This is a genomic window from Candidatus Pseudomonas auctus (genome assembly GCF_048654275.1).
GTDB classification, from domain to species: domain Bacteria; phylum Pseudomonadota; class Gammaproteobacteria; order Pseudomonadales; family Pseudomonadaceae; genus Aquipseudomonas; species Aquipseudomonas pharyngis.
Genome location: NZ_JBJYZK010000007.1, coordinates 153,063 through 178,564, shown reverse-complemented (window position 1 = coordinate 178,564; position 25,502 = coordinate 153,063). Strand labels below are relative to the sequence as shown.

The 25,502-nt window shown below is 60.4% G+C and carries 22 protein-coding genes and 1 pseudogene; 9 read left to right on the top strand and 14 right to left on the bottom strand.

Annotated features, from left to right (window positions below):
- Window positions 1-33: 33 nt before the first annotated feature.
- Both nuoM and nuoN read left to right on the top strand, forming a co-directional pair.
- The gene (nuoM, locus tag ACKUG4_RS15380) at window positions 34-1,566 is read left to right on the top strand and encodes an NADH-quinone oxidoreductase subunit M (protein WP_011334963.1); all 1,533 of its coding nucleotides are present in this window, start codon (window positions 34-36) and stop codon (window positions 1,564-1,566) included.
- A 7-nt stretch (window positions 1,567-1,573) separates the two neighbouring features.
- Window positions 1,574-3,037, top strand: a complete 1,464-nt coding sequence (gene nuoN, locus ACKUG4_RS15375; RefSeq protein ID WP_064597748.1) for an NADH-quinone oxidoreductase subunit NuoN — start codon at window positions 1,574-1,576, stop codon at window positions 3,035-3,037.
- A gap of 58 nt (window positions 3,038-3,095) precedes the next feature.
- Here nuoN and ACKUG4_RS15370 read toward each other — a convergent pair whose 3' ends face one another.
- Entirely contained in the window at window positions 3,096-3,569 is a 474-nt protein-coding gene (locus ACKUG4_RS15370) for a GNAT family N-acetyltransferase (protein ID WP_064597750.1), read from the bottom strand.
- A gap of 372 nt (window positions 3,570-3,941) precedes the next feature.
- On the opposite strand from ACKUG4_RS15370, the gene ACKUG4_RS15365 reads away from it, so the two are divergent.
- The 4 genes and pseudogenes from ACKUG4_RS15365 to ACKUG4_RS15350 all read left to right on the top strand — a co-directional run bounded on the left by ACKUG4_RS15365 (window position 3,942) and on the right by ACKUG4_RS15350 (window position 5,964).
- A complete protein-coding gene (locus ACKUG4_RS15365) occupies window positions 3,942-4,292 on the top strand; it encodes a type II toxin-antitoxin system RelE/ParE family toxin (protein WP_445434399.1) in 351 nt (116 codons plus the stop codon).
- Window positions 4,282-4,596, top strand: a complete 315-nt coding sequence (locus ACKUG4_RS15360) for a helix-turn-helix domain-containing protein (protein WP_064597757.1) — start codon at window positions 4,282-4,284, stop codon at window positions 4,594-4,596. Before ACKUG4_RS15365 ends, ACKUG4_RS15360 begins: the two co-directional genes overlap by 11 nt.
- Before the next feature lie 185 nt (window positions 4,597-4,781).
- Window positions 4,782-4,956 (top strand): annotated as a pseudogene (locus ACKUG4_RS15355) (OprD family porin); the annotation flags it as partial.
- Between the two features lie 129 nt (window positions 4,957-5,085).
- Entirely contained in the window at window positions 5,086-5,964 is an 879-nt protein-coding gene (locus ACKUG4_RS15350; protein ID WP_445434332.1) for an alpha/beta fold hydrolase, read from the top strand.
- 42 nt (window positions 5,965-6,006) lie between these two features.
- On the opposite strand, the gene ACKUG4_RS15345 is transcribed toward ACKUG4_RS15350, so the two are convergent.
- The 6 genes from ACKUG4_RS15345 to ACKUG4_RS15320 are packed head-to-tail and all read right to left on the bottom strand — an operon-like array spanning window position 6,007 to window position 11,959.
- Window positions 6,007-7,749, bottom strand: a complete 1,743-nt coding sequence (locus tag ACKUG4_RS15345; protein ID WP_007951484.1) for an ABC transporter substrate-binding protein — start codon at window positions 7,747-7,749, stop codon at window positions 6,007-6,009.
- 47 nt (window positions 7,750-7,796) lie between these two features.
- Entirely contained in the window at window positions 7,797-8,069 is a 273-nt protein-coding gene (locus ACKUG4_RS15340; RefSeq protein WP_039767461.1) for a DUF2160 domain-containing protein, read from the bottom strand.
- 10 nt (window positions 8,070-8,079) lie between these two features.
- A complete protein-coding gene (locus ACKUG4_RS15335) occupies window positions 8,080-8,880 on the bottom strand; it encodes a carbohydrate ABC transporter permease (RefSeq protein ID WP_007951486.1) in 801 nt (266 codons plus the stop codon).
- 9 nt (window positions 8,881-8,889) lie between these two features.
- Window positions 8,890-9,756, bottom strand: a complete 867-nt coding sequence (locus ACKUG4_RS15330; protein ID WP_445434331.1) for a carbohydrate ABC transporter permease — start codon at window positions 9,754-9,756, stop codon at window positions 8,890-8,892.
- Window positions 9,753-10,865: an ABC transporter ATP-binding protein gene (locus ACKUG4_RS15325; RefSeq protein WP_007951488.1), complete on the bottom strand. Its 1,113-nt coding sequence runs from the start codon at window positions 10,863-10,865 to the stop codon at window positions 9,753-9,755. Before ACKUG4_RS15325 ends, ACKUG4_RS15330 begins: the two co-directional genes overlap by 4 nt.
- Window positions 10,865-11,959: an ABC transporter ATP-binding protein gene (locus tag ACKUG4_RS15320; protein ID WP_064597764.1), complete on the bottom strand. Its 1,095-nt coding sequence runs from the start codon at window positions 11,957-11,959 to the stop codon at window positions 10,865-10,867. The genes ACKUG4_RS15325 and ACKUG4_RS15320 overlap by 1 nt, the downstream gene beginning before the upstream one ends.
- A 270-nt stretch (window positions 11,960-12,229) precedes the next feature.
- Between ACKUG4_RS15320 and ACKUG4_RS15315 the strand changes: the two genes are divergently transcribed.
- Complete coding sequence (locus ACKUG4_RS15315) at window positions 12,230-14,080, top strand: sigma-54-dependent Fis family transcriptional regulator (RefSeq protein ID WP_445434330.1); 1,851 nt, start codon at window positions 12,230-12,232, stop codon at window positions 14,078-14,080.
- A 16-nt stretch (window positions 14,081-14,096) separates the two neighbouring features.
- Here the strand turns inward: ACKUG4_RS15315 and ACKUG4_RS15310 are convergent, their stop codons facing one another.
- The 3 genes from ACKUG4_RS15310 to ACKUG4_RS15300 form a co-directional block, all read right to left on the bottom strand.
- Window positions 14,097-15,308, bottom strand: a complete 1,212-nt coding sequence (locus ACKUG4_RS15310; RefSeq protein WP_445434329.1) for an MFS transporter — start codon at window positions 15,306-15,308, stop codon at window positions 14,097-14,099.
- Between the two features lie 340 nt (window positions 15,309-15,648).
- Window positions 15,649-17,031: a cysteine--tRNA ligase gene (gene cysS, locus ACKUG4_RS15305; protein ID WP_039767472.1), complete on the bottom strand. Its 1,383-nt coding sequence runs from the start codon at window positions 17,029-17,031 to the stop codon at window positions 15,649-15,651.
- A 20-nt stretch (window positions 17,032-17,051) separates the two neighbouring features.
- Entirely contained in the window at window positions 17,052-18,752 is a 1,701-nt protein-coding gene (locus ACKUG4_RS15300; protein WP_445434328.1) for a glutamine--tRNA ligase/YqeY domain fusion protein, read from the bottom strand.
- 251 nt (window positions 18,753-19,003) lie between these two features.
- Here ACKUG4_RS15300 and ACKUG4_RS15295 point away from each other — a divergent pair, with 251 nt between their 5' ends.
- Both ACKUG4_RS15295 and lpxH read left to right on the top strand, forming a co-directional pair.
- A complete protein-coding gene (locus ACKUG4_RS15295) occupies window positions 19,004-19,510 on the top strand; it encodes a peptidylprolyl isomerase (protein ID WP_039767476.1) in 507 nt (168 codons plus the stop codon).
- Window positions 19,507-20,253 carry a UDP-2,3-diacylglucosamine diphosphatase gene (lpxH, locus tag ACKUG4_RS15290; RefSeq protein WP_102687173.1) on the top strand — a complete coding sequence of 249 codons (747 nt, stop codon included), beginning with the start codon at window positions 19,507-19,509 and terminating at the stop codon, window positions 20,251-20,253. Before ACKUG4_RS15295 ends, lpxH begins: the two co-directional genes overlap by 4 nt.
- Before the next feature lie 197 nt (window positions 20,254-20,450).
- Here the strand turns inward: lpxH and ACKUG4_RS15285 are convergent, their stop codons facing one another.
- From ACKUG4_RS15285 to ACKUG4_RS15270, 4 genes are all read right to left on the bottom strand, one after another.
- Window positions 20,451-21,980 carry a DHA2 family efflux MFS transporter permease subunit gene (locus tag ACKUG4_RS15285; protein ID WP_039767480.1) on the bottom strand — a complete coding sequence of 510 codons (1,530 nt, stop codon included), beginning with the start codon at window positions 21,978-21,980 and terminating at the stop codon, window positions 20,451-20,453.
- Window positions 21,981-22,134: 154 nt separating this feature from the next.
- Window positions 22,135-23,337 carry an HlyD family secretion protein gene (locus ACKUG4_RS15280; RefSeq protein ID WP_445434327.1) on the bottom strand — a complete coding sequence of 401 codons (1,203 nt, stop codon included), beginning with the start codon at window positions 23,335-23,337 and terminating at the stop codon, window positions 22,135-22,137.
- Window positions 23,338-23,352: 15 nt separating this feature from the next.
- The gene (locus tag ACKUG4_RS15275) at window positions 23,353-24,822 is read right to left on the bottom strand and encodes an efflux transporter outer membrane subunit (RefSeq protein WP_064597775.1); all 1,470 of its coding nucleotides are present in this window, start codon (window positions 24,820-24,822) and stop codon (window positions 23,353-23,355) included.
- Entirely contained in the window at window positions 24,812-25,294 is a 483-nt protein-coding gene (locus ACKUG4_RS15270; protein WP_085612677.1) for a MarR family winged helix-turn-helix transcriptional regulator, read from the bottom strand. The genes ACKUG4_RS15275 and ACKUG4_RS15270 overlap by 11 nt, the downstream gene beginning before the upstream one ends.
- Window positions 25,295-25,502 lie beyond the last annotated feature (208 nt).

Genomic DNA, 25,502 nt, shown 5'->3' with positions numbered 1-25,502 from the left:
CCTTGCGAATTTGCGAAAGGAAACGAGCCCGTCATGATTCTGCCTTGGCTAATCCTGATCCCCTTCATCGGCGGCCTGCTGTGCTGGCTGGGTGAGCGCTTCGGCGCCACCCTCCCCCGCTGGATTGCGCTGTTGACCATGACCCTGGAACTCGCTCTCGGCCTCTGGCTGTGGGCCCACGGTGACTATTCATTTGCACCGGCGCCAGGCGCCGATCCGACCTGGGCGCTTGAGTTCAAGCACGTCTGGATCCAGCGCTTCGGCATCAACGTGCACCTGGCCCTCGACGGCCTGTCGCTGCTGATGATCCTGTTGACCGGCCTGCTGGGTATCCTGTCGGTACTCTGCTCGTGGAAAGAGATTCAACGTCACGTTGGCTTCTTCCACCTGAACCTGATGTGGATCCTGGGCGGCGTTGTCGGCGTGTTCCTCGCCCTCGACCTGTTCATGTTCTTCTTCTTCTGGGAAATGATGCTGGTGCCGATGTACTTCCTCATCGCGCTCTGGGGTCACAGTTCTTCGGACGGCAAGAAAACCCGGATCTACGCAGCGACCAAGTTCTTCATCTTCACTCAGGCTTCCGGCCTGATCATGCTGGTGGCGATCCTCGGTCTGGTCCTGGTCAACTACAACAGCACCGGCGTGATCACCTTCAACTACGCCGATCTGTTGAAGACCAAGATGTCGATGACCACCGAGTACATTCTGATGCTCGGCTTCTTCATCGCCTTCGCGGTCAAGCTGCCAGTGGTTCCGTTCCACTCCTGGCTGCCTGACGCTCACGCCCAGGCGCCGACTGCAGGTTCCGTCGACCTCGCCGGTATCCTGCTGAAAACCGCGGCCTACGGTCTGCTGCGTTTCGCCCTGCCGCTGTTCCCGAACGCCTCGGCCGAGTTCGCGCCGATCGCCATGACCCTCGGTCTGATCGGGATCTTCTACGGTGCGTTCCTCGCTTTCGCGCAAACCGACATCAAGCGTCTGATCGCCTTCTCGTCCGTTTCCCACATGGGCTTCGTACTGATCGGCATCTACTCCGGCAGCCAACTGGCACTGCAAGGTGCCGTGATCCAGATGCTGGCCCACGGTCTGTCGGCAGCGGCACTGTTTATCCTCAGCGGTCAGCTGTACGAGCGTCTGCATACGCGTGACATGCGTGAGATGGGCGGTCTGTGGTCGCGTATCGCTTACCTGCCGGCGATCAGCCTGTTCTTCGCAGCCGCTTCGCTGGGTCTGCCAGGCACCGGTAACTTCGTCGGTGAGTTCCTGATCCTGATCGGTACGTTCGCCAGTGCGCCATGGATCACCGCGATTGCCACCTCCGGTCTGGTGTTCGGTTCGGTCTACTCGCTGATCATGATCCACCGCGCTTACTTCGGTCCGTCCAAATCGGATTCGATCCTGCACGGCATGGACGGTCGCGAACTGATCATGGTGCTGGGCCTTGCGGTACTGCTGATTTACCTCGGCGTCTACCCGCAACCGTTCCTCGACACTTCCGCCGCCACGATGCATGGCGTGCAGCAGTGGCTCGGCACCGCCTTCACTCAACTCGCTTCGGCCCGGTAAGAGCGCTATGGAATTCACGATTCAACACTTTATTGCGCTAGCGCCACTGTTGATCACCAGCCTCACCATTATCGTGGTGATGCTGGCAATCGCCTGGCGCCGCAACCACTCGCAGACCTTCCTGATTTCGGTGGCAGGTCTGAACCTGGCCTTGCTGTCGATCCTGCCGGCCCTGAAAGTCGCGCCTCTGGCCGTGACCCCATTGCTGCAGATCGACACCTTTGCCTGCCTGTACATGGCGCTGATCCTGGTCGCTACCCTCGCTTGCGTCACCCTCGCCCACGCCTACCTCGGCGATGGCGGTTCGGGTTACCCGGGCAACCGTGAAGAACTGTACCTGCTGATCCTGATGGCTGCCGCCGGTGGCCTGGTTCTGGTCAGCGCGCAGCACCTGGCCGGCCTGTTCATCGGTCTGGAACTGCTGTCGGTGCCGGTCTACGGTCTGGTGGCCTACGCCTTCTTCAACAAGCGTTCGCTGGAAGCCGGCATCAAGTACATGGTGCTGTCGGCCGCCGGTTCCGCGTTCCTGCTGTTCGGTATGGCGCTGCTGTACGCCGACTCGGGTTCGCTGAGCTTCGTCGGCATCGGTCAGGCACTGGCCGCGACCGGCCTGCCAAGCTCGCTGGCGCAACTGGGCCTGGGCATGATGCTGATCGGTCTGGCGTTCAAGCTGTCGCTGGTACCGTTCCACCTGTGGACGCCGGACGTGTACGAAGGTGCTCCGGCACCGGTAGCCGCGTTCCTCGCCACCGCGTCGAAAGTGGCCGTGTTCGCGGTCATGGTTCGTTTGTTCCAGATCTCCCCTGCCGCAAGCAGTGGCGTTCTGAGCAACGTGCTGACCATCATCGCCATCGCTTCGATCCTGTTCGGTAACCTGCTGGCCCTGACCCAGAGCAACCTCAAGCGTCTGCTCGGTTACTCGTCCATCGCGCACTTCGGCTACCTGCTGATCGCACTGGTGGCGAGCAAGGGTCTGGCGGTGGAAGCCATCGGCGTGTATCTGGTCACCTACGTGATCACCAGCCTCGGCGCCTTCGGCGTGATCACCCTGATGTCCTCCCCGTACAACGGCCGTGACGCAGACGCGCTGTACGAGTACCGCGGCCTGTTCTGGCGCCGTCCGTACCTGACCGCCGTACTGACCGTGATGATGCTGTCCCTGGCCGGTATCCCGCTGACCGCAGGCTTCATCGGCAAGTTCTACATCATCGCCACCGGTGTCGAATCGCACCAATGGTGGTTGGTCGGTTCCCTGGTCCTGGGCAGCGCCATCGGCGTGTTCTACTACCTGCGCGTGATGGTCACCCTGTACCTGATCGAACCGAACCTGCGCCGCCACGACGCCCAACTGCACTGGGAACAGAAAGCAGGCGGCGTGATGCTGCTGGCGATTGCCGTCCTGGCGTTCTTCCTCGGCCTGTACCCACAACCGTTGCTGACCCTGGTTCAGCAATCGGGCCTGGCGGGCTGATCGCTCAGCGATAGTTGGCTACAAACAGAAACGGCACCTTCGGGTGCCGTTTTTGCGTCTAGACCGTCTTGAGTTTTTTCACCATCGGCACGCAAACCAGTTGCAGACCTGAAGGCGATTGATAGATCGCCCTCCCCTCCCCGACGTAACCGCAGCGCCGATAAAAATCAGCGGCATTCAACGTCGCATCCAGACAAACCTCTGCCAGCCCCAGATCCTGTGCCAGCGCTTCCAGAAACTGCAGCACTCGCTTACCCAGCCCACGCTGCATGAAATCCGGATGAATGAAGATTGCACCGATTTCACGGTGCTCCAGATCGAGCATTCCGGTTGCCACGGGCTCACCCTCAATGCAACCCAGATAGAAATGCTTTTGCATGAGCGTGTCATAACCATCCGCTGCCGAGCCCTTTGTCCAGTCGAGCATTTGCTGCTCGCTGTAGGCACCGATGCATTGATGCCGGATCGCCAGTCGCCGGATCTCGAACGCTATCCCGGCATCGTCCGGGTCGGCTCTTTTCATTTCGAACATTTCTCTCTCCTTGAGCCATGTGCGGACGGGCAATGAAAAAGCCCCGTCCATTTCTGGCGGGGCTTTGGGTAACAACACGTCATTTACCAGACATGCATGACCTTATGGCCCGCCGGAAGCGGTCATAGAGGAGCACATCATGGTCATTCGGTGTTGGGCAGTCATGGCTGGATAGTGCTGCGGATTGTTCCGACGAGTCAATCGCAAAGCTCTTCCCTGAACAGTTGAACGTTCCCACCACACTGGCCGACTCGTCCTACAGGCGTTTTTACGGTCGGTGACTACCGTTGAAAAGGGGGCGAAAAGGATGGCCTGGAGGCCTTGACCAATTCGATCATCGGGACAAAACTATACGCAGGTAACGTACAGAACATGGATGCTCTTTTTATCGAATTACCCGCGTTCCAGAAGCACCGGAACGATTACCTGGATGATGATCTATTCCGCAGCTTTCAGTTGGAGTTGCTGAAAAATCCCGAAGCGGGCGATCTCATCGAAGGCACGGGTGGGCTGCGCAAAATTCGCTTCTGCGACCAACGACGCGGAAAAGGCAAGCGCAGCGGATTACGAGTGATTTATTACTGGTGGTCTGGTTTCGACCAATTCTGGCTGTTCACCGTGTACAGCAAAAACGAGCAAGACGATCTGTTGCCTTCCCAGAAAAGAGTCTTCAAACAGGCATTGGATACAGAAATCAACACGAGAGCCAAATATGAAACGTGACATTTTTTCCGAACTGATGGAGGGCATGGAGGCTTTGGCTGACGAGCGCCAGGGCAAGGTCACCCTTCGAACCCACAAAGTCCAATTACCAAAGCTGTTGCCGATAACCGCGGAGGAAGTGGTCGCGATCCGCCAACAACTCAACCTCTCCAGGTCAGTGTTCGCCATGTATCTGCGAACCAACACACGAACTCTCGAAAACTGGGAACAAGGTCGAGCAACGCCAAATGCCCAAGCGACGACACTCATTCGACTGGTCGAGCGTTTTCCACAAACGATCGACCATCTTGCGGCTCTGACCTGACTTCGGGGATCCAACAAATTTGTGATCCCCCGATCACCTCGGCGTTATCCGCAGCGCAGCAACGATTTCTCCCGGCGACCATACCGGCGGGTTCTTGCCCGTCGAACAATAAAACCCACGCCGAAGCTCGTTCCCGCTCTGCCTAACCCAAGGAGTGATTGATGGTTAACAACAAAAGAGTGTCGATGGCCGCTCTGGCAGTGATTGTCGACTCCGGGCCGTCCGTGGTGTTTTACAGAAGAAAAACCCGAAGGGTTTATCGAATGCCGCAGCCTGACGGTGCTCAACCGTAACTTCTATTTCAATCGTGATCACCGCAACGGCCAGTCCAGTCCTACCGGCAATGTTTATATTGCCGCAGGCCTAGATTCGGTTCGTGCTTGAACTCGCTCACCCACAGAACCGTCAGGGGGAACACCTAATGAGCTACGTCAGCGACATCAAGACTGCGCGTCATGCACCTCAAAGTCTCCAGACTGCGCAACCGGCATGACCTTTTCCCTGCACAGCCGGGGTTATTACCCGACCGGCGACGGCCATCAACTCTATTGGGAACGCCATGGTGTTCCGGGACACGAACCGGTGTTTTTCCTCCATGGCGGGCCCGGCGGGCGAAGCAGTCGTCACCATCTGCAATTTTTCGACCCGGGCCGGTTCGACATCATCCTGTTTGACCAACGGGGTTGCGGGCGCTCGACGCCTTACGGCGAGCTGCGGGACAACAGCACCGCGCCGTGTGTCGAAGACATCGATGCCCTGCGCCAGCATTTCGGCTTCGAAAAAATCAGCGTGCTGGGCATGTCATGGGGTAGCTGGCTGGCGATCCAGTACCAACAGCGATATCCGCAGCACCTGCTGAAAACCACGCTGGTTTCGGTATTCGTGCCGTTTGCCGCCAATGTCCAGACCTACGATCAGGCACTCAATGACGGGTTGGCTCAATCGCCTCAAACGTCGACCGGCGACCGCGCCAGGAACATCTACCGAATCCTCGGCGAAGGCTGTCCATCGCAGCAACACCGCGCCGCCATCGTATGGTTGAACGCTGTTCTACGTCGCACAGGGCAGACGATTTGCCGCGCCACACTGGAGCGCTTCGTCGATCAGGAAGCGGTGCTCGCGATCCGCCTCGAACTGCATTACCACCTGCACAACTATTTCTTCACACCAAAGGACGAATACCTGACCCTCGACGACAACACCCTGCTGATCCAGGGCATCCGCGACACCCATGGCATGGCCAGCGTGCGCTGGCTCAGGCAACGCATGAACATTCACTGCCGGCTGCTGCACGCCGGGCACAACGCCTTTGAAAACGCCCTCCTCAAAGCGGTGCGTCGGGCGGTGAAACGTGAAATCGAGGGCTAAAAAAACGGCACCCGAAGGTGCCGTTCCGTCCCGCAAAGGCGCTTACTTGCGTGCCGCCTCCCACGACTTGAGCAGTTCGTTGTAGCTCACGGTTTCGCCTTTCGGTTTCTCGTTGGCCAGTTTCGGTTTGGGTGCGCCCGGCTGGTCGAACCAGTATTGCGCGTCGCGCTCGGGGTTCATTTTCGGGGCGCACACCGCTTGGGCCTTGGAGCGTTCCAGACGGGTCATGATCGCGTCCTGATCCTTGGCCAGACCGTCGAGGGCCTGTTGCGGGGTCTTCTCGCCGCTGGCGGCTTCGGCGATGTGGCTCCACCACAATTGTGCCAGGCGTGGGTAGTCCGGCACGTTGGTGCCGGTCGGCGTCCATTGCACACGGGCCGGGCTGCGGTAGAACTCGACCAGACCACCGAGTTTCGGCGCCAGATCGGTCATCGCTTGCGAGTTGATGTCCGACTCGCGAATCGGCGTCAGACCGACGATGGTTTTCTTCAGCGACACGGTTTTCGAGGTCACGAACTGCGCGTACAGCCAGGCCGCGAGTTTCTGTTTCTCAGGCGTGGACTTCATGAAGGTCCACGAGCCCACGTCCTGATAACCGAGCTTCATCCCTTCTTCCCAGTACGGCCCGCGCGGCGACGGCGCCATGCGCCACTTCGGCGTGCCGTCGGCGTTGACCACCGGCAGACCCGGCTTGGTCATGTCGGCGGTGAAGGCCGTGTACCAGAAGATCTGCTGGGCGATGTTGCCTTGGGATGGCACCGGGCCGGATTCGGAGAAGGTCATGCCCGCCGCTTCCGGTGGCGCGTACTTTTTCAGCCAGTCGACGTATTTGGTGGTGGCAAACACCGCCGCCGGGCCGTTGGTGTCGCCGCCGCGGGTCACGCTGGAGCCGACCGGGTGGCAATCCTCGACGCGAATCCCCCACTCGTCCACCGGCAAACCGTTGGGAATGCCCTTGTCGCCGCCACCGGCCATGGAGAACCAGGCATCGGTGAAGCGCCAGCCCAGCGACGGGTCTTTCTTGCCGTAGTCCATATGCCCGTAGATGCGTTTGCCGTCGATTTCCTTGACGTCTTCGCTGAAGAACTTGGCGATGTCTTCATAGGCCGACCAGTTCACCGGCACGCCCAGTTCATAGCCGTACTTTTCCTTGAACTTGGCTTTCAGGTCGGCGCGTTCGAACCAGTCGGCGCGGAACCAGTACAGGTTGGCGAACTGCTGGTCGGGCAATTGATAGATCTTGCCGTCCGGCGCAGTGGTAAAGGAGATGCCGATGAAGTCCTTGATGTCGAGGGTCGGCGAGGTGAAGTTCTTGCCTTCGTTGGCCATCAGGTCGGTGATCGATTCGGTCTTGCCGTAGCGAAAGTGCGTACCGATCAGGTCCGAGTCGTTGACCCAGCCGTCGTAGATGTTCTTGTCCGACTGCATCACCGTCTGCATTTTTTCCACCACGTCGCCTTCCTGCAGCAGGTCGTGGGTCAGCTTGATGCCGGTGATTTCACTGAAGGCCTTGGCCAGCACCTTGGATTCATATTCGTGGGTGGTCAGGGTTTCCGAGACGACCTTGATGTCCATCCCGCGAAACGGCTCGGCCGCCTTGATGAACCACTTCAGTTCTTCGAGCTGCTGCTCGGCCGTCAGGGTCGACGGCTTGAACTCGCTGCCGATCCATTTTTTTGCGGCATCTTCGTAGGCGTCGGCCCAGGCGGACGCGCTCAAACCGCTGAGTGCCAGCATGGCTGCCAATGAAATGCTATGTCGCAGCTTATTTTTCTTATCGAACATAGAGACCTCCTGTTAGGTTTTCGGAGCACGATTGCCGAGCGATTCGACTAGCCCCAACGCATCACAGCCAACAGCCACACCAGGGACAACGCGGACGCTACCCAGATGCTCCAATCGGTCACGCCGATTACCAGCAGGTGCAGGTAGGCGCTGCCGAGAAGACCGATGAACAAGCGATCGCCACGGGTGGTGGCAATCGGCAGAAACCCTCGCCGCAAGATGCTCGGCGAGCGCAGTTCCCAGGTGGTCATGCCCACCAGGATCAAACCAATCACGATGAAAAACGCCGCCGTCGGGACGGTCCAGCTCATCCATTCCATCATCAGTTCCTCAGACCCGGCCCAGGGCAAAGCCCTTGGCCACGTGGTTGCGAACGAACCAGATCACCAGCATGCCGGGGAGAATAGTCAACACCCCCGCCGCCGCCAGTACACCCCAGTCGATACCGGACGCCGACACCGTGCGCGTCATCACCGCCGCGATCGGTTTGGCGTTCACCGAGGTCAGCGTGCGCGCCAGCAGCAGTTCGACCCAGGAAAACATGAAGCAGAAAAACGCCGTCACACCGATGCCGGAGCCGATCAGCGGGATAAAGATCTTCACGAAGAACTTGGGAAAACTGTAGCCGTCGATGTAGGCAGTTTCGTCGATTTCCTTCGGCACCCCGGACATGAAGCCTTCAAGGATCCACACCGCCAACGGCACGTTGAACAGGCAGTGCGCCAGCGCCACGGCAATATGGGTATCGAACAGGCCGATCGACGAATACAGCTGGAAGAACGGCAGCAGGAACACCGCCGGTGGCGCCATGCGGTTGGTCAGCAGCCAGAAGAACAGGTGCTTGTCGCCGAGAAAACGGTAGCGCGAAAACGCGTAGGCCGCCGGCAGTGCCACGGTCAAAGAGATGATCGTGTTCAGACTGACGTAGTACAGCGAGTTGATATAGCCGGTGTACCAGCTCGGGTCGGTGAAGATCACCTTGTAGTTCGCCAGCGTGAAATCCTGTGGGAAAAGGGTCAGTCCGCCGAGGATTTCGGTGTTGCTCTTGAACGACATGTTCAGCAGCCAGTAGATCGGCACCAGCAGGAACAGAATGTAGAGCAGCAGGGGAATCAGCTTTCTTTTGCTCATGGCCGGGCCTCAGCGGTTGGCATCGTTGTGGGTCATGGCGGTGTAGAACAGCCAGGACACCAGCAGGATGATCAGGAAGTACACCAGCGAGAATGCCGCCGCCGGCCCCAGGTCGAATTGGCCTACGGCCATCTGGGTCAAGGTCTGACTCAGAAAGGTCGTCGAGTTACCCGGCCCGCCACCGGTGAGCACGAACGGCTCGGTGTAGATCATGAAGCTGTCCATGAAGCGCAGCATCACCGCGATCAACAGCACGCTCTTCAACTTCGGTAACTGAATGTGGCGGAACACGGCCCAGGCCGAGGCCCGGTCGATGCGCGCGGCCTGGTAATACACATCGGGAATCGCCCGCAAGCCGGAAAAACACAGCAGCGCCACCAGCGAAGTCCAGTGCCAGACGTCCATCACCAGCACGGTGACCCAGGCGTCCATGGTGTTGGCCGCGTAGTTGTAGCTGATGCCTATGGCGTTGAGGCTCGAACCCAGCAGGCCGATGTCGGCGCGGCCGAAAATCTGCCAGATGGTGCCGACGACGTTCCATGGAATCAGCAACGGGATCGCCAGCACGATCAGCACCACCGACGACCAGCGACCCTTGGTCGGCATGGTCAGGGCAATGGCGATCCCGAGGGGGATTTCGATCAGCAGCACACACGCCGAGTAGATGAACTGGCGCAGCAACGAGTCGTGCAGACGCGGATCGAGCAGCACCTGCTTGTACCAGTCCGCACCGACGAAGTAGCGGCTGGACTGGTCGAAAATGTCCTGCACCGAATAGTTGACCACGGTCATCATCGGGATCACGGCACTGAACGCCACCAGCAGGAACACCGGCAACACCAGCCACCAGGCCTTGTTGTTCTGCACCTTATTCATGGCTGTACCTCGCTGTCGGTGGCATCCAGCAGAAACTCGTCGGCATAGACCATCAGCCACTGCGCCGGAAAACTGATGTACGCCGTGCCCTGGGGCACCGGTTTGTCCTCGGCCAGACGCACTTTCAGCGGTGCGCCGTCCAGATCCAGGGTCATGATCTTGTAGGTGCCGAGGTCTTCGACGTGTACGACCCGCGCCTGCATCGCGTCATCAAACGGCTCGTCCCACACATGGATGAACTCGGGACGGATGCCGACCTTCAGATTTTTCCACTGGCCGTGTTCGATATGGCGCTGCAAGCCGTCGGACAGCGGCAGATGGGTCGAGTTGAAACCGACCCCGCCCGGTTGCGGTTGCACTTCGATCAGGTTCATCCCCGGGCTGCCGATGAAGTAGCCGACAAAGGTGTGGCTCGGCCGCTCGAACAATTCCCGTGGCGTTCCGAACTGGACGATCTGGCCGCCGTACATCACCGCGATCTTGTCGGCAAAAGTCGAAGCCTCCAGCTGATCGTGAGTTACGTAGACCATGGTGATGTTGAACTGCTCGTGGATCTGCTTGAGCTTGCGCCGCAGTTTCCATTTCAGGTGCGGGTCGATCACCGTCAGCGGCTCGTCGAACAGAATCGCCGAGACGTCATCGCGCACCAGGCCACGGCCCATGGAGACTTTCTGTTTTTCGTCGGCGGTGAGGTTGCGCGCCTTCTTGCTCAGGAGGTTCTGCAGGTCGAGAACTTCGGCGATTTCCTGCACCTTGCTGTGAACTTTCGCCTCGGCCAGGCCCTGATTGCGCAGGGGAAAGGCCAGGTTGTCGAACACGGTCATGGTGTCGTACACCACCGGGAACTGGAACACCTGGGCGATGTTGCGCTTCTCCGGGGTCAGGTCGTTGACCGCTTTGCCGTCGAACAGCACATGCCCCTGGGACGGGCTGAGCAGACCGGAAATGATGTTGAGCAACGTCGACTTGCCGCAGCCCGAAGGGCCGAGCAAGGCATAGGCGCCGCCCTGCTCCCAGATGTGGTCCATCTCGCGGATCGCGTAATCCTCGGGCCCGCTCGGGGTTTTGCTGTAGCTGTGGGCGAGGTGCTGCAAACGGATTTCGGCCATCAGGCAACCCTCGCGACACGCCGGCCCGGTGCCTGCACCAGACGGCCCTGCGCATCGAACACAAACAGTTTATGGGTCGGGATATAGATGCGGATCGGCGCATCGACGTCGTATTCGTGAACCCCCGGCAAATGCAGCACCAGCAGGAAATGCTCGTTGCGCACGTGCAGGAAGGTTTCCGAACCGCTGATTTCCGCCACCTCGACGGTCACCGCCAGTTCCAGGTCGTCATCGTTGCTCGGCACCAGCGAGATGTGGCTCGGGCGCACGCCAAAACGGAACTCGCCCTCGCCCACCGGCCGCAGATCGACGTTCAACGGAAAGTGCACGAAGTTGGCGAAACTCACTTCGTTACCGGCGATACGCCCCGGCATCAGGTTGATCGGCGGCTCGGAGAACAATTCGGCGGCCAGCACCGTTTGTGGCTGGTGGTAGACCTCGGTCGACGGGCCGCTCTGGATCACCCGGCCCTCGTGCAGAATGGTCGTGGTACCGCCCAGCGCCAGCGCTTCGTTGGGTTCGGTGGTGGCATAGATGGCGATGGTGTGGCGCGCCTTGAACAGCTCGCGCATTTCCTGGCGCAGTTCTTCGCGCAGTTTGTAATCGAGGTTGACCAGCGGTTCGTCGAACAGGATCAGCTCGGCATCCTTGACCAGCGCCCTGGCCATGGCCGTGCGCTGCTGCTGGCCGCCGGACAGTTCCAGCGGATAGCGCTTCAGGAACTTCTCGATGCGCAGCATCTTCGCGGTTTCCTGCACCTTGCTCTGGATCTGCTCGTTGGAGATCCCGGCCTGGCGCAGCGGCGAGGCGATGTTCTCGAACACCGTCATGGTCGGGTAATTGATGAACTGCTGATAGACCATCGACACGTTGCGCAAACGCACCGGGCGCTGGGTGACGTCGACGCCGTTCATCAGGATGCGGCCGCTGTCGGGCTTGTCCAGACCGGCCATCAGGCGCATCAGACTGGTCTTGCCGGACAGTGTGCGTCCGAGCAAAACGTTGAAAGATCCAGGTTCGAATTTCAGGCTCGCATCGTCGATCCAGGTCTGGCCCTCGACGGTACGGCAGACGTGCTCCAGGGTGAGTGACATGGCTCGGCCTTTTTATTATTGGAGTCAAGCGACCTGTCCTGTAGAGCGACATTCGTGCCAGAAACGGCAAGCTGTTGATTTACCGCAAAATTCGCTGGAGGCCACGCAAACCGGGGTTCGCAGCTGAACACAAGTGAACAGTCGCGACTGAACAATTGAACAGTCGGGCGATTGACAATGAACAATAGTGAACAACACTCTATGGATGCTTTTTGCTCGTCGAACGAGCCATAACAAAAACAACAAAGCACCCTTCAGAGACTGCCAATCATGGCCGCACCTGCCTCGCCGCTTTCCCACGACGCCCTCGTCCAGAGTTCCTGGCAACGTTGCCGCGCGTTCGGTCTGGATCACCAAAGCGCCCCGGCCTTTGATCAGTTGCCCGCCGCCGGCATCGCGCATCTGCTCGACAGCCATCACGCGCTGGTGCAGACCACCCACCAGGAAGTCTTGCCCTACTACGAAAACATCCTCAGCAATTCCAACTGCCTGATCATGCTCGCCGACAATCAGGGCCAGGTGCTGACCTCGTGGGGCACGCAACGCTTTATCGAGCCGAGTCTGGCGCGGGGTTTTCAACCGGGAGCGAGTTGGATCGAACGCGCCAGCGGCACCAACGCCATCGGCACGGCACTGGCCTGCGAGCAGGCGGTGCACATTGAACACGATGAACACTTTCTCAAGGCCAACCGCTTCATGACCGGTTCCGCCGCGCCGATTTTCGACGCCGAGCGCAAGGTCATCGCCGTACTCGATGTGTCCAGCGACAGTTATCTGCCGCCCTCGCACACCCTCGGCATGGTCAAGATGATGAGCCAGACCGTGGAAAACCGGCTGATCCTCAACCTGTTCCATGGCCAGCACTTTCAACTGACCTTCAACACCGGGTTGAACAACCTCGACAGCCAGTGGGCCGGGCTGCTGATCTTTGATGAAAGCGGTCAGGTGCTGTCGGCCAACCGTCGGGCCGACAATCTGCTGGGTGTGCGCTTGTCGCGGGTCAGCGTTGAAAGCCTGTTCAAGGTGTCGTTGCTGGAGTTGATCAATCAGCCGGACGGTTTGCCGTTCGCCTTGCAGACTTCCGGGCGCAATCGTTTCCAGTGTTTGTTGAAGCGACCTAAACAGGCGCCGGTTCAGGCGCGGGTCTTCACTGAAACAAGAACCGCCGAACCGAAAGTCGCCGCACCCACGGCCATCAGCCTGAGCACTTTGCACTTCGGCGACAGTCGCGTGGAGAAAGCCGTGCGCCAGGCTGAACGTCTGCTGGAAAAGGACATCCCGCTGCTGATTCACGGCGAAACCGGGGTCGGCAAGGAAGTCTTCGTCAAGGCCCTGCACCAGGCCAGCTCCCGCAGCAAACAGGCGTTCATTGCCGTCAACTGCGCGGCGATCCCCGCCGAACTGGTGGAGTCAGAGTTGTTCGGCTACGAGAAAGGCGCGTTCACCGGCGCCAACCAAAAAGGCAGCATTGGCCTGATCCGCAAGGCCGACAAAGGCACGCTGTTCCTCGATGAAATCGGCGACATGCCGCTGCCAACTCAGGCTCGCCTGTTGCGCGTATTGCAGGAGCGCTGCGTGCAACCGGTGGGCAGCAGCGAGCTGTTCCCGGTGGATCTGCGGATCATCTCCGCCACCAACCGTTCGCTCAGGGAACAGGTGCAACTGGGGCGTTTTCGTGAGGATCTTTACTACCGCATTGGCGGTTTGACTCTGGAATTGCCACCGCTTCGCGAGCGCAGTGACAAGCAGGCGCTGTTCAAGCGGTTGTGGGAACAGCATCGCGAGCCATCGCAGTGGGCGGGATTGAGTCGCGAGGTGCTGGAACTGTTCGAACGGCACCCGTGGCCGGGCAATCTGCGCCAGGTAAGCAGCGTGATGCAGGTGGCGCTGGCAATGGCCGAGGAACAACCGATCCGGCCCGAGCATTTGCCGGACGACTTCTTCGTCGATCTGGAGATGGAGCCCGTGGAAGTGGCCGAGCCGTTGGGCATCGACCTGAACGATGCCGAGGCGCTGAACCGGGAGTTGCAACTGGCCGGCGGGAATATTTCCCACCTGGCTCGGCGATTGGGGGTGAGCCGCAATACGCTGTACAAGCGATTGCGGCAGCTTGAAAGCTGAGCGCCCCCATAGCGGGTCAGGCCGAAATTGCTGGTTCAACAGGCGCAGCCGATGCGGACGCCAACGTCCGCAGGCCCATCAGCACCACGACCATCATCATCAGACCTGCAGCAATCGCGACCGCGAACCCTGCCCGTGCACCAAAAGCATCAATCACCAGCCCCGCCAGCATGCCGCCGAGCGCCACGCCGATGCTGATTCCGGTGGTCATCCACGTCAGGCCTTCGGTCATCCTCGCTGCTGGGATGATGATTGTTCCCAGCTTCATGACCACCACCATGGTCGGCGCGAACGAGATGCCGGTGATAAACAGCATCGCGGTAAGGACATAAACGTCCGGTGAGAAAATCGGCAATACGCCGGTGACTGCCGTGACCAGGATCCCGATAAAGAACTGCTTTTCAATCGCCAGCGAAACCCGCAACGCGCCGAAGGTCAGGCCCGCCACCAGCGAGCCGAACGCATAAGCGGCGAGGATGAAGGTGGCGGACGCTGGCCAGCCCTGGGCATTGGCGAAGGCCACAACGGCGACATCGATCGATCCGCCAATGGCGCCCATCGCCAGCAGTGCCAGGACAATGGTGCGAACGCCGGGAATCAGCAGGGTCGAACCACTGTTTTTCCGGTTGCCCGCCACGACTTTCGGTTCGGTCTGACGCTGCATGAGAAACGCCGTCACGCCGACGGCCAGCAGCCCCACCGCCACCAGCGGCCCGGCTTCCGCGAAGAAACTCACGCTCAAACCGATCGCCAGTGGCGGGCCGATGATGTAAGCGAGTTCGGTGAGGACCGTGTCCAGCGAGAACGCGGTGTGCAGTTGCGGCTTGCCACGAAACAATTGCGTCCAGCGTGCGCGGATCATGGACGGCATGCTCGGCATCGTCCCCGCCAGTGCCGCCAGCACAAAAAACAGCGCGGCCGGCGCCCTCAGGTGCACCGCAACAATCAGTGCCAGCAACATGACGATGCTGAACGCCGTGACGACGGGCAGCACGCGACTCTGGCCACGCCGATCAACCTGTTTCGAGATGCGCGGGCCGAGCAGCGCATTGGCCAGGGTAAACGTACCGGCGACTGCACCGGCCAGCCAGTAAACGCCGGTCTGCTGCACCAGCATGGTGATGATGCCGATGCCGATCATTGCCTGGGGCAGTCGGGCAATAGAGCTCGCGAGGATCAGCCCGGTCGCGCCGGGTGTCGATACCAACTCGCGATAGTGATTAGCCATGATTCCTCCATTCCATAAACGTCGCCGATCAGCATCCGGCTGAGCGCGTTGCGGACATCAAGACCTACGCGAACGTCAAAAGCAATCCCTCACCCCAGCCCTCCCGAAACGTCGGACCGCCCGGAGGGAGAGGGAGCTGACCGAGGTGTCTGGCGTTCTACATCGACCTGAGAGATTGCGTCGATTATGGATTCGGAGAAAACCTTTCAGGACGGCGTATTTCTTGAATATCCCCCATTCAGTCCCCTCTCCCTTTGGGAGAGGGTTAGGGTGAGGGGCTCTTCTCGCAGCCAAACAAAAACCCGCACAAGGCGGGTTTTGTTTGTAGCAAGCGCAGCGATCAGTCAGCCAGACGCCAGGTCGTGCCGCCCTTGCCGTCTTCCAGCACCACGCCCATGGCGGTGAGCTGGTCGCGGATGCGGTCGGATTCGGCCCAGTCCTTGCCGGCCCGTGCCGCCAGACGCGCAGCGATCAGCGCCTCGACTTCGGCTGCATCCACGCGCCCTTCGGCACCAGCTTGCAGGAAGTCATCGGCTTCGAGCTGCAACACACCCAGCACGCTGGCCAGTTCTTTCAGACGCGCCGCCAGACCGGCAGCTGCATCGAGATCGCTCTCGCGCAGACGGTTGATCTCACGGACCATCTCGAACAGCACCGCGCAGGCTTCCGGCGTGCCGAAGTCGTCGTTCATCACCGTGGTGAAACGCTCGACGAACGCTTCACCGCCAGCCGGTGCCACGTTCGGCAGGCCTTTCAACGCGTGGTAGAAACGCTCCAGTGCGCCCTTGGCGTCCTTGAGGTTGTCTTCCGAGTAGTTGATCGCGCTGCGGTAGTGGCTCGACACCAGCAGGTAACGCACGACTTCCGGGTGGTACTTGTCGAGCACGTCGCGAATGGTGAAGAAGTTGTTCAAGGACTTGGACATCTTCTCGCCATTGATACGGATCATGCCGCAATGCATCCACGCGTTGGCGTAGGTCTTGCCGGTGGCCGCTTCGCTCTGGGCGATTTCGTTTTCGTGGTGCGGGAACTCGAGGTCGCTGCCGCCGCCATGAATGTCGAACGTCTCACCCAGGCAGCAGGTGGACATCACCGAGCACTCGATGTGCCAGCCCGGGCGCCCGGCGCCCCACGGCGATTCCCAGCTCGGCTCGCCCGGCTTGACGCCTTTCCATAGCACGAAGTCCAGCGGATCTTCCTTGGCTTCGTCGACCTCGATCCGCGCACCGATGCGCAGGTCTTCGATCTTCTTGCGCGAGAGCTTGCCGTAGCCCATGAACTTGCCGACGCGGTAGTACACATCGCCATTGCCCGGGGCGTAGGCGTAACCCTTGTCGATCAGGGTCTGGATCATCGCGTGCATGCCCGGAATGTGGTCCGTGGCGCGCGGCTCCATGTCCGGCTTCTGGATGTTCAGGCGCGCTTCGTCTTCGTGCATCGCGGCGATCATGCGCTCGGTCAACGCTTCGAACGACTCGCCGTTCTCGTTGGCCCGGTTGATGATCTTGTCGTCGATGTCGGTGATGTTGCGCACGTAGGTCAGGTCATAACCGCTGAACCGCAACCAGCGGGTCACCAGGTCGAACGCGACCATGCTGCGGCCGTGGCCCAGGTGGCAGTAGTCGTACACGGTCATCCCGCAGACGTACATGCGCACCTTGTTGCCATCCAGCGGCTTGAAGACTTCTTTGCTCTTGGTGAGCGTGTTGTAGATCGTAAGCACGGTGTTTCCTTAAGACTTGATCACTGGCCCCACGAATCACGCAGGGTCACGGTACGGTTGAATACCGGCTGACCTGGTTTCGAGTCCTTGATATCCGCGACGAAGTAGCCTTCGCGCTCGAACTGGAAACGGTCTTCCGGCTGTGCGTTGCCCAGCGAGGGTTCAGCACGACAACCGGTCAGCACTTGCAGTGAGTCAGGGTTGATGTTGTCCAGGAAACTCGCGCTGTCTTCGGCCTTCTCCGGGTTCGGAGAACGGAACAGGCGATCGTACAGACGCACTTCGCACTCGATGCTGGCAGCGGCCGGCACCCAGTGGATCACACCTTTGACCTTGCGGCCTTCAGGGTTCTTGCCCAGGGTGTCCGGATCGTACGAGCAACGCAGCTCGACGATGTTGCCGTCGGCGTCCTTGATCGCTTCGTCGGCACGGATCACGTAGCTGCCGCGCAGACGCACTTCGCCGTTCGGCTCCAGACGCTTGTAGCCTTTTGGCGGTTCTTCCATGAAGTCATCGCGGTCGATGTAGATTTCACGGGCGAACGGCAGCTGGCGCACGCCGAGTTCTTCTTTCTGCGGATGACGCGGCAGTTCGAGGTTCTCGACCTGGCCTTCCGGGTAGTTGGTGATCACGACTTTCAACGGACGCAGCACGCACATGGCGCGTGGGGCGTTCGCGTCGAGGTCCTGACGGATGCTGAACTCGAGCATGCCGAAGTCGACCACGCCGTCGGAACGGTTGGTGCCGATCATCTCGCAGAAGTTGCGGATCGATGCCGGGGTGTAGCCACGGCGGCGGAAGCCCGACAGCGTGGACATGCGCGGATCGTCCCAGCCGTTGACGTGTTTCTCGTCAACCAGTTGCTTGAGCTTGCGCTTGCTGGTGATGGTGTAGTTGAGGTTCAGACGGCTGAACTCGTACTGACGCGGGTGCGCTGGCACTGGCAGTGCGTCGAGGAACCACTCGTACAGCGGACGATGGCTTTCGAACTCCAGGGTGCAGATCGAGTGGGTGATGCCTTCGATGGCGTCCGACTGACCGTGGGTGAAGTCGTAGTTCGGGTAGATGCACCACTTGTCACCGGTCTGGTGGTGATGGGCGTGGCGGATGCGGTACATGATCGGGTCGCGCAGGTTCATGTTCGGCGAGGCCATGTCGATCTTGGCACGCAGTACGCGGGCACCGTCCGGGAATTCGCCGGCGCGCATGCGAGCGAACCAGTCCAGGTTCTCTTCCACCGAACGGTCGCGGAACGGGCTGTTCTTGCCCGGCTCGGTCAGGCTGCCGCGGTATTCCCTGGCTTGCTCGGGCGTCAGGTCGTCGACGTAGGCCTTGCCGGCCTTGATCAGCTCGACGGCCCAGTCGTGCAACTGGTCGAAATATTGCGAGGCGTAGCGCACTTCGCCGGACCATTCGAAGCCCAGCCATTTGACGTCGCTTTCGATCGCGTCGATGTATTCCTGGTCTTCCTTGGCCGGGTTGGTGTCGTCGAAACGCAGGTGGGTAATGCCGCCGAACTCCTGGGCCAGGCCGAAGTTCACACAGATCGACTTGGCGTGGCCGATGTGCAGGTAGCCGTTGGGCTCAGGCGGGAAACGGGTGACGATCTGCGTGTGCTTACCCGAGTCCAGGTCCGCCTGGATGATCGGGCGCAGGAAATTGACCGGCGTAACGGGGCCGGTCTTGGAATTCGAGGTAGGGTCGACAGTGGGCTTGCTCATAGGATCCTTGAACGTACAGTGCGCGGCCGGGACACGGGCCTGACAAAACAAAGCGGCTATCATAGCCGATGCTGTCAAGGGGCTGACAGAGCAGGCCTTATAAAGGAGCGTATTTAATCGCAGGGATTTGAAAAACAGCCTCGAAATTCGCGCCTGTCACGCTAAACTGCGCACCTTGGCCCTCACGGGCTGAACCGGTACGGGGCCCAAATGTCCCAATACCCACGAATTCCTTATAAAGAGCATCGATCATGACTCAAGTTAAATTGACCACCAACTTCGGTGACATCGTCATCGAACTGAACGCTGAAAAGGCGCCTCTCACCACCGCCAACTTCATCGAATACGTCAAAAAAGGTCACTACGAGAACGTCGTGTTCCACCGCGTCATCAAAGGCTTCATGATCCAGGGCGGCGGTTTCGAGCCAGGCATGAAAGAAAAGAAAGACAAGAGCCCGAGCATCCAGAACGAAGCCGACAACGGTCTGAAGAACGACAAGTACACCATCGCCATGGCCCGCACCATGGACCCGCATTCGGCTTCGGCGCAGTTCTTCATCAACGCCTCCGACAACAGCTTCCTGAACCACACCGCCAAGACCGCTCAGGGCTGGGGTTATGCCGTGTTCGGTAAAGTGGTTTCGGGCACCGACGTTGTCGACAAGATCGAAGGCGTTTCCACCACCTCCAAGGCAGGCCACCAGGACGTACCCGCAGACGACGTGATCATCGAGAAAGCCGAGATCATCGAAGCGTGATATTGCTGATTTCAGACTTGCATCTGGAAGAGGAGCGCCCGGACATTACCCGGGCGTTTCTGGATTTGCTCGCCGGACGCGCCCGCTCGGCGAGTGCGTTGTACATTCTGGGCGACTTCTTCGAAGCGTGGATTGGCGACGACGCCATGACCCCCTTCCAGCGTTCCATCTGCCAGGCCCTGCGCGAACTCAGCGACAGCGGCACGGCGATATTTCTGATGCACGGCAATCGCGACTTCATGCTCGGCAAGGCCTTCTGCAAACAGGCCGGCTGCACGCTGTTGAAGGACCCAAGTGTCGTGCAGTTTTACGGCGAACCGGTGCTGCTGATGCACGGCGACAGCCTGTGCACCCGCGACGAAGCCTATATGAAGCTGCGCCGCTACCTGCGCAATCCGCTGAGCCTGTTCATCCTGCGCAATCTGCCCTTGCGCACCCGGCACAAGCTCGCGCGCAAGCTGCGCAGCGAAAGCCGGGCGCAGACGCGGATGAAGGCCAATGACATCGTCGATGTCACGCCGGAGGAAATTCCGCGGATCATGCAGGAATACGGGGTGAAAACCCTGGTTCACGGGCACACCCACCGCCCGGCCATCCACAAGTTGCAGATCGGTGATCAGGCCGCGAAGCGGATTGTGCTGGGGGATTGGGATCGTCAGGGTTGGGCGTTGCAGGTGGATGAGAACGGGTTTGCGTTGGCGCCGTTTGACTTTGCGCCGCCGCTGGCATTGCCGCACGGCTGAAGATCGCCACCCCCTCACCCCAGCCCTCTCCCCCAAGGGGGCGAGGGGGAAAGGGAGCCGACCTTCATGCTTTTCAAACCTGAGTTCGACTGAAGACTTTCAGGTCGATGACCTCGCACATCCACCTCGGTCAGTCCCCTCTCCCTCCGGGCGGTCCGACGTTTCGGGAGGGTTAGGGTGAGGGAAAGCTTTTGATCTTAGTGCCCGGAAGCAGCCGGGCCAGCCTTGGCTGCGAATGGCGGCTTGGCCAGCCACACAATCAGAATCAACCCCATGAACCCCCAGCCCAGCAACGTGAAGTAATCCACGGTGGAGAGCATGTACGCCTGACTGGTGAGGATCTGATCCATCTGCGCATAGGCCGATTGGCTCGCGCCACCCAGCGAATGCAAGGTCTCGCGAGTCGCTGGCTCGAAGGTGCTGATGCTCTCGCTCATATAGGCATGATGCTGATCCGCCCGGCGAATCCAGATCCACGTAGTCAACGACGCCGCAAAGCTACCGCCCAGTGTCCGCAGAAACGTCGCCAGACCAGCGCCATCGGCAATCTGGCTCGGCGGCAGGTCCGACATCAGAATGCTCAAGGTCGGCATGAAGAACAGCGCCACGCCAATCCCCATGAACAACTGCACCAGGGCGATGTGCTGAAAGTCCACTTCGTTGGTGAACTCGGCGCGCATGAAGCAGCTCAAGCCGATCGCCAGGAACGCCAGCCCGGCCAGCAGGCGCAGGTCGAACTTGTGCGCGTACTTGCCGACAAACGGCGACAGCAGCACCGGCAGAATACCGATCGGTGCCACCGCCAGACCGGCCCAGGTCGCGGTGTAGCCCATCTGGGTCTGCAACCACTGCGGCAGGATCAGGTTGATGCCGAAGAACCCGGCGTACCCCAACACCAACACCAACGTGCCGATGCGGAAGTTGCGATAGGCAAACAGCCGCAGGTTGACCACCGGATGCTGGTCGGTCATTTCCCAGATCACGAACACCGCCAGCGCGATCACCGAAATCGCCGCGCCGATGATGATGAAGTTCGACTCGAACCAGTCCAGGTCATTGCCCTTGTCGAGGATCACCTGCAACGCGCCCACGCCGATGATCAGCGTGATCAGCCCGACGTAATCCATCGGCTGATGGCTGGTGACCACCGGGCGTTTGGCCAGCTGCTGGCGCACCACCATCACCGCGAAGATCCCGATCGGCACGTTGATGAAAAAAATCCACGGCCAGCTGTAACTGTCGGTGATCCAGCCGCCGAGGATCGGCCCGGCAATCGGCGCCACCACCGTGACCATCGCCAGCAACGCCAGGGCCATGCCCCGCCTCGCCGGCGGATACACCGCAATCAGCAGTGTCTGGGTCATCGGGTACAACGGCCCGGCCACCAGGCCTTGCAGCACGCGGAAGCCGATCAGTTCCGGCATCGACGTGGAAATACCGCAGAGGAACGAAGCCAGCACAAACAGGATGGTCGCCCACAGAAACAGCTTTACTTCGCCGAAGCGACGGCTCAGCCAGCCGGTGAGAGGCAGCGCAATGGCGTTGCTCACGGCGAACGAGGTGATGACCCAGGTGCCCTGCTCCGAACTCACGCCGAGGTTGCCGGAAATGGTCGGCAACGCCACGTTGGCGATGGTGGTGTCGAGCACCTGCATGAAGGTCGCCAGCGACAGGCCGATGGTGCTGAGCAACAGGCTGGGCGGCGTAAAAGAGGCGTTATTGCTCATCGTGAATCCTATGAAGCCGGGTTGGCGCCGTGTCTGTTACAGACGCAGCCGCCCTTTGTGGGAGCGAGCCTGCTCGCGAAGACGGCGGCTCAGCCAACAAAACTGTTGAATTGAAAATCGCCATCGCGAGCAGGCTCGCTCCCACAGGATGAGATCAGCGTTGCACAGTCTTGCTGACCGCGGCGCTGTTGTCGTGGATCAACTGGGTGATCATCGCGTCGGCTTCGGCCAGTTGGCGGTCGTAGACGTTGGTGCTGAACGAGGCCTTTTGCGGCGGCTGCTGGGCCAGTACCGGGCCGCTCTGGTCGTGCAGGTTGACCTCGACATTGGTCGACAGACCGACGCGCAGCGGGTGCTTGGCCAGCTCTTCGGCGTTGACGTGAATCCGTACCGGCACACGCTGCACGATCTTGATCCAGTTACCGGTGGCGTTCTGCGCCGGCAACAGGGCGAACGCGCTGCCGGTGCCCGCGCCAAGACTGTCGATGGTGCCGCTGAACTTGACGTCGCTGCCGTAGATGTCCGACTCGATTTCCACCGGTTGGCCGATGCGCATGTCACGCAGCTGGGTTTCCTTGAAGTTGGCGTCGATCCACAGCTGATCCAATGGAATCACCGCCATCAGCGCAGTGCCCGGCTGCACACGCTGGCCAAGTTGCACGGTGCGTTTGGCGACATAACCGGTAACCGGCGCGATCAAAGTGCTGCGAGCGTTGGTCAGGTAAGCCTGACGCAGTTGCGCGGCGGCAGCCATCACGTCCGGGTGCGAGGAGACCACGGTGTCATCGACCAGCGCGCTGGTGGTTTTCAACTGCTGCCTGGCGTTGGCCAGGGCGTTTTGCGCCGAGGTCAGGTCGTCGCGAGCGTGGGACAGTTCTTCTTGAGAAATCGCCCCGCCAGCAGCGAGGTTCTTACGACGGTTGAAGTTGTCCTGGGCTTTCTGCACTTCGGCCTGTTGCGCATTGACCTGGGCCTTCATGCCGTCGACGTTGCTGTACAGACCGCGCACCTGACGCACGGTACGGGCCAGATTGGCCTTGGCACTTTGCAGGCCGACTTCGGCATCGTTCGGGTCGAAGTTGATCAGCACCTGGCCTTCGTGCACCAGATCGCCATCGTCAGCACCGATGCTGACCACGGTGCCAGTCACCAGCGGGGTGATTTCCACCACGTTGCCGTTGACGTAGGCGTCGTCGGTGCTTTCGCTCCAGCGTCCGATGAATTCGTGATACGCCCAGACGCCGGCACCGGCGAGGGCAACCACAACGGCCAGCACCAGCAGCATCAGCTTGCGTTTGCGCGGATTGCCAGTGTCCTGGGCGTTGTCTTGAGCTTGTGTGTTTTCGGCAGTGGCCATGACAAGTACCTTGAATTAGTTGTGCGGCGTGGCTGGGGTGGCGTTGGCTGCGGTCAGGGTTTCACCCTGGAAGCCGCCGCCCAGCGCTTGCATCAGTTGAATCGACAGGTCGATCTGCTCGGCATTCAGGTTGGCCAGCTGACGCTGGGCCTGCAGCAATTGCTGCTCGATGCTGAGCACGTCCAGGTAGTTGCCGATGCCGGAACCGTAACGCTGGACGACGGTGTTGTAAGAATCCTGGGCAATCTCGGTCGCGTGCTGCTGGGCGCCGATCTGCCGGCCGATGTCACGCAGCTGGTTGATCGTGTCGCTGACATCGCCCAGGGCTTTCACCAGGCTTTTGTTGTACTGCGCCACGGCGAGGTCGTAGTCGGCGTCGCGGGCATCGAGATTGGCGCGCAGGCGTCCACCATCGAAGATCGGCACCGAAATCGTCGGGGCAATGTTGAAGAAGCGACTGGCGGAGCCGAACATCGCGTCCCCCAACAAGGATTCGGCACCGGCGGAAGCCGACAGGTTCAGGTTGGGATAGAAGCGGGTCTTGGCCGAGTCGATGTCCTTGCTCGCCGCCTCGACACGCCAGCGCGCGGCGACCAGATCCGGGCGACGGCCCAGCAGCTCGGCCGGCAGCACCGAGGGCAATGCCACGGCGCTGGCTTGCAAAACTTTCGGTCTAGCGATTTCGTTGCCGCGATCCGGGCCTTTGCCGAGCAGTACGGCCAGGGCGATTTTTGCGCTGTTCAGGCGTTTTTCGGCGTCGATCAGGCTGGCTTCGGAGCTGGCTTCCAGACTTTGGGTCTGCTGGAACTGGTACTGACTGTCGATCCCGGAACTCAGGCGGCGCTGGCTCAGGTCGAGCATCTGTTTGGTGCGCTTCAAATCTTCGTTGGCCAGGTCATAAACGATGTGCGCCTGACCCAGATCGCTGTAGGCCCGAGCCACGTCGGCAGCCAGGGTCAGTTGCGCGGCCTGACGGTCGACTTCGGCGGCACGGGCCTGACCGAGTGCGGCTTCCCAGGCGTCACGCTGACCGCCCCACAGGTCGAAGTTGTAATTGAAACCGGCGCTGATGTTGCGCACGGTGGAGTAAGCCCCACCCTGCCCCAGCGGATCCTGATCCCGGGCCAGACGCGAGCGGCTGATGCCGGCGCTGGCGTCGAGGGTCGGATAACGCTCGGCATCGGCGGCATACGCGGCGGCGCTGGCCTGATGGGCGCGCGCGTCGGCGATCTGCATGTCCGGGCTGTCTTTCAGGGCTTCGCGGATCAGGCCGTCGAGCTGCGGATCGCCGAGGCTGGTCCACCAGTCGCTCTTCGGCCACGCGGCCTGGGACAGGGTGACGCCGTTGAGCGATTGCCCGGTTTGCAGGGTTTTCGCATCGAGGCTCGCGCCCTGGGTATCGAGGCCACTGTAGTTGGCGCAACCGGCGAGGATCATCGCCGACAGCACCAGTGTCAGGCTGCTGCGCAAGGTTTTACCGCTCATTGTGTTCACCTAACCGCTGGAGGGTGATCGGGTCACCGGCTGCCAGCAAAATTTTCTTGAGGATGTATTCCAGGGTTTTCAACTCGTCCGGGGTCACGGCGCCGGCCAGTTCATTCATGGCGTCGGCGCCGATGTGCGGCAGGCGATCGGCCAGTTGCTGGCCCTGCTCGGTGAGCTTGAGTTGCACCTGACGGCGATCGCCTTCGCTGCGTTGGCGAACCAGGAAACCTTTCTGCTCCAGACGATCGAGCATGCGGGTCATCGAACCGCTGTCCAGCGACAGGTGCCGGCACAGCTCGGCCGGGGTGTCGACGCCGAACTGGGCCATGATGATCAACACCTTGAACTGCGCGGCGGTGATGCCGTGGGGTTCCATGTGGGTGTCGATGATCTTGTCCTTGAGTAAAGCGGCACGGCCGAGCAACAGGCCGAGATGGCAATGCTGGAATTCGTCAGGGGTGAAATGCTTCATGTGCTCACCTAATAACTGCCTAGGCAGTGAATGTATGTCGAGATGTTACTGCCTAGGCAGCGAATGTCAACGTAATAGTTAGGTTGCTTTGTAATTAGTTGACCAATGGATTGGGTTTTTCTGTCGTCCGTGCAGACGCCATCGCGAGCAGGCTCGCTCCCACACAGTTGTGAACTTCACAAAACCCTGTGGGAGTCAGCCTGCTGGC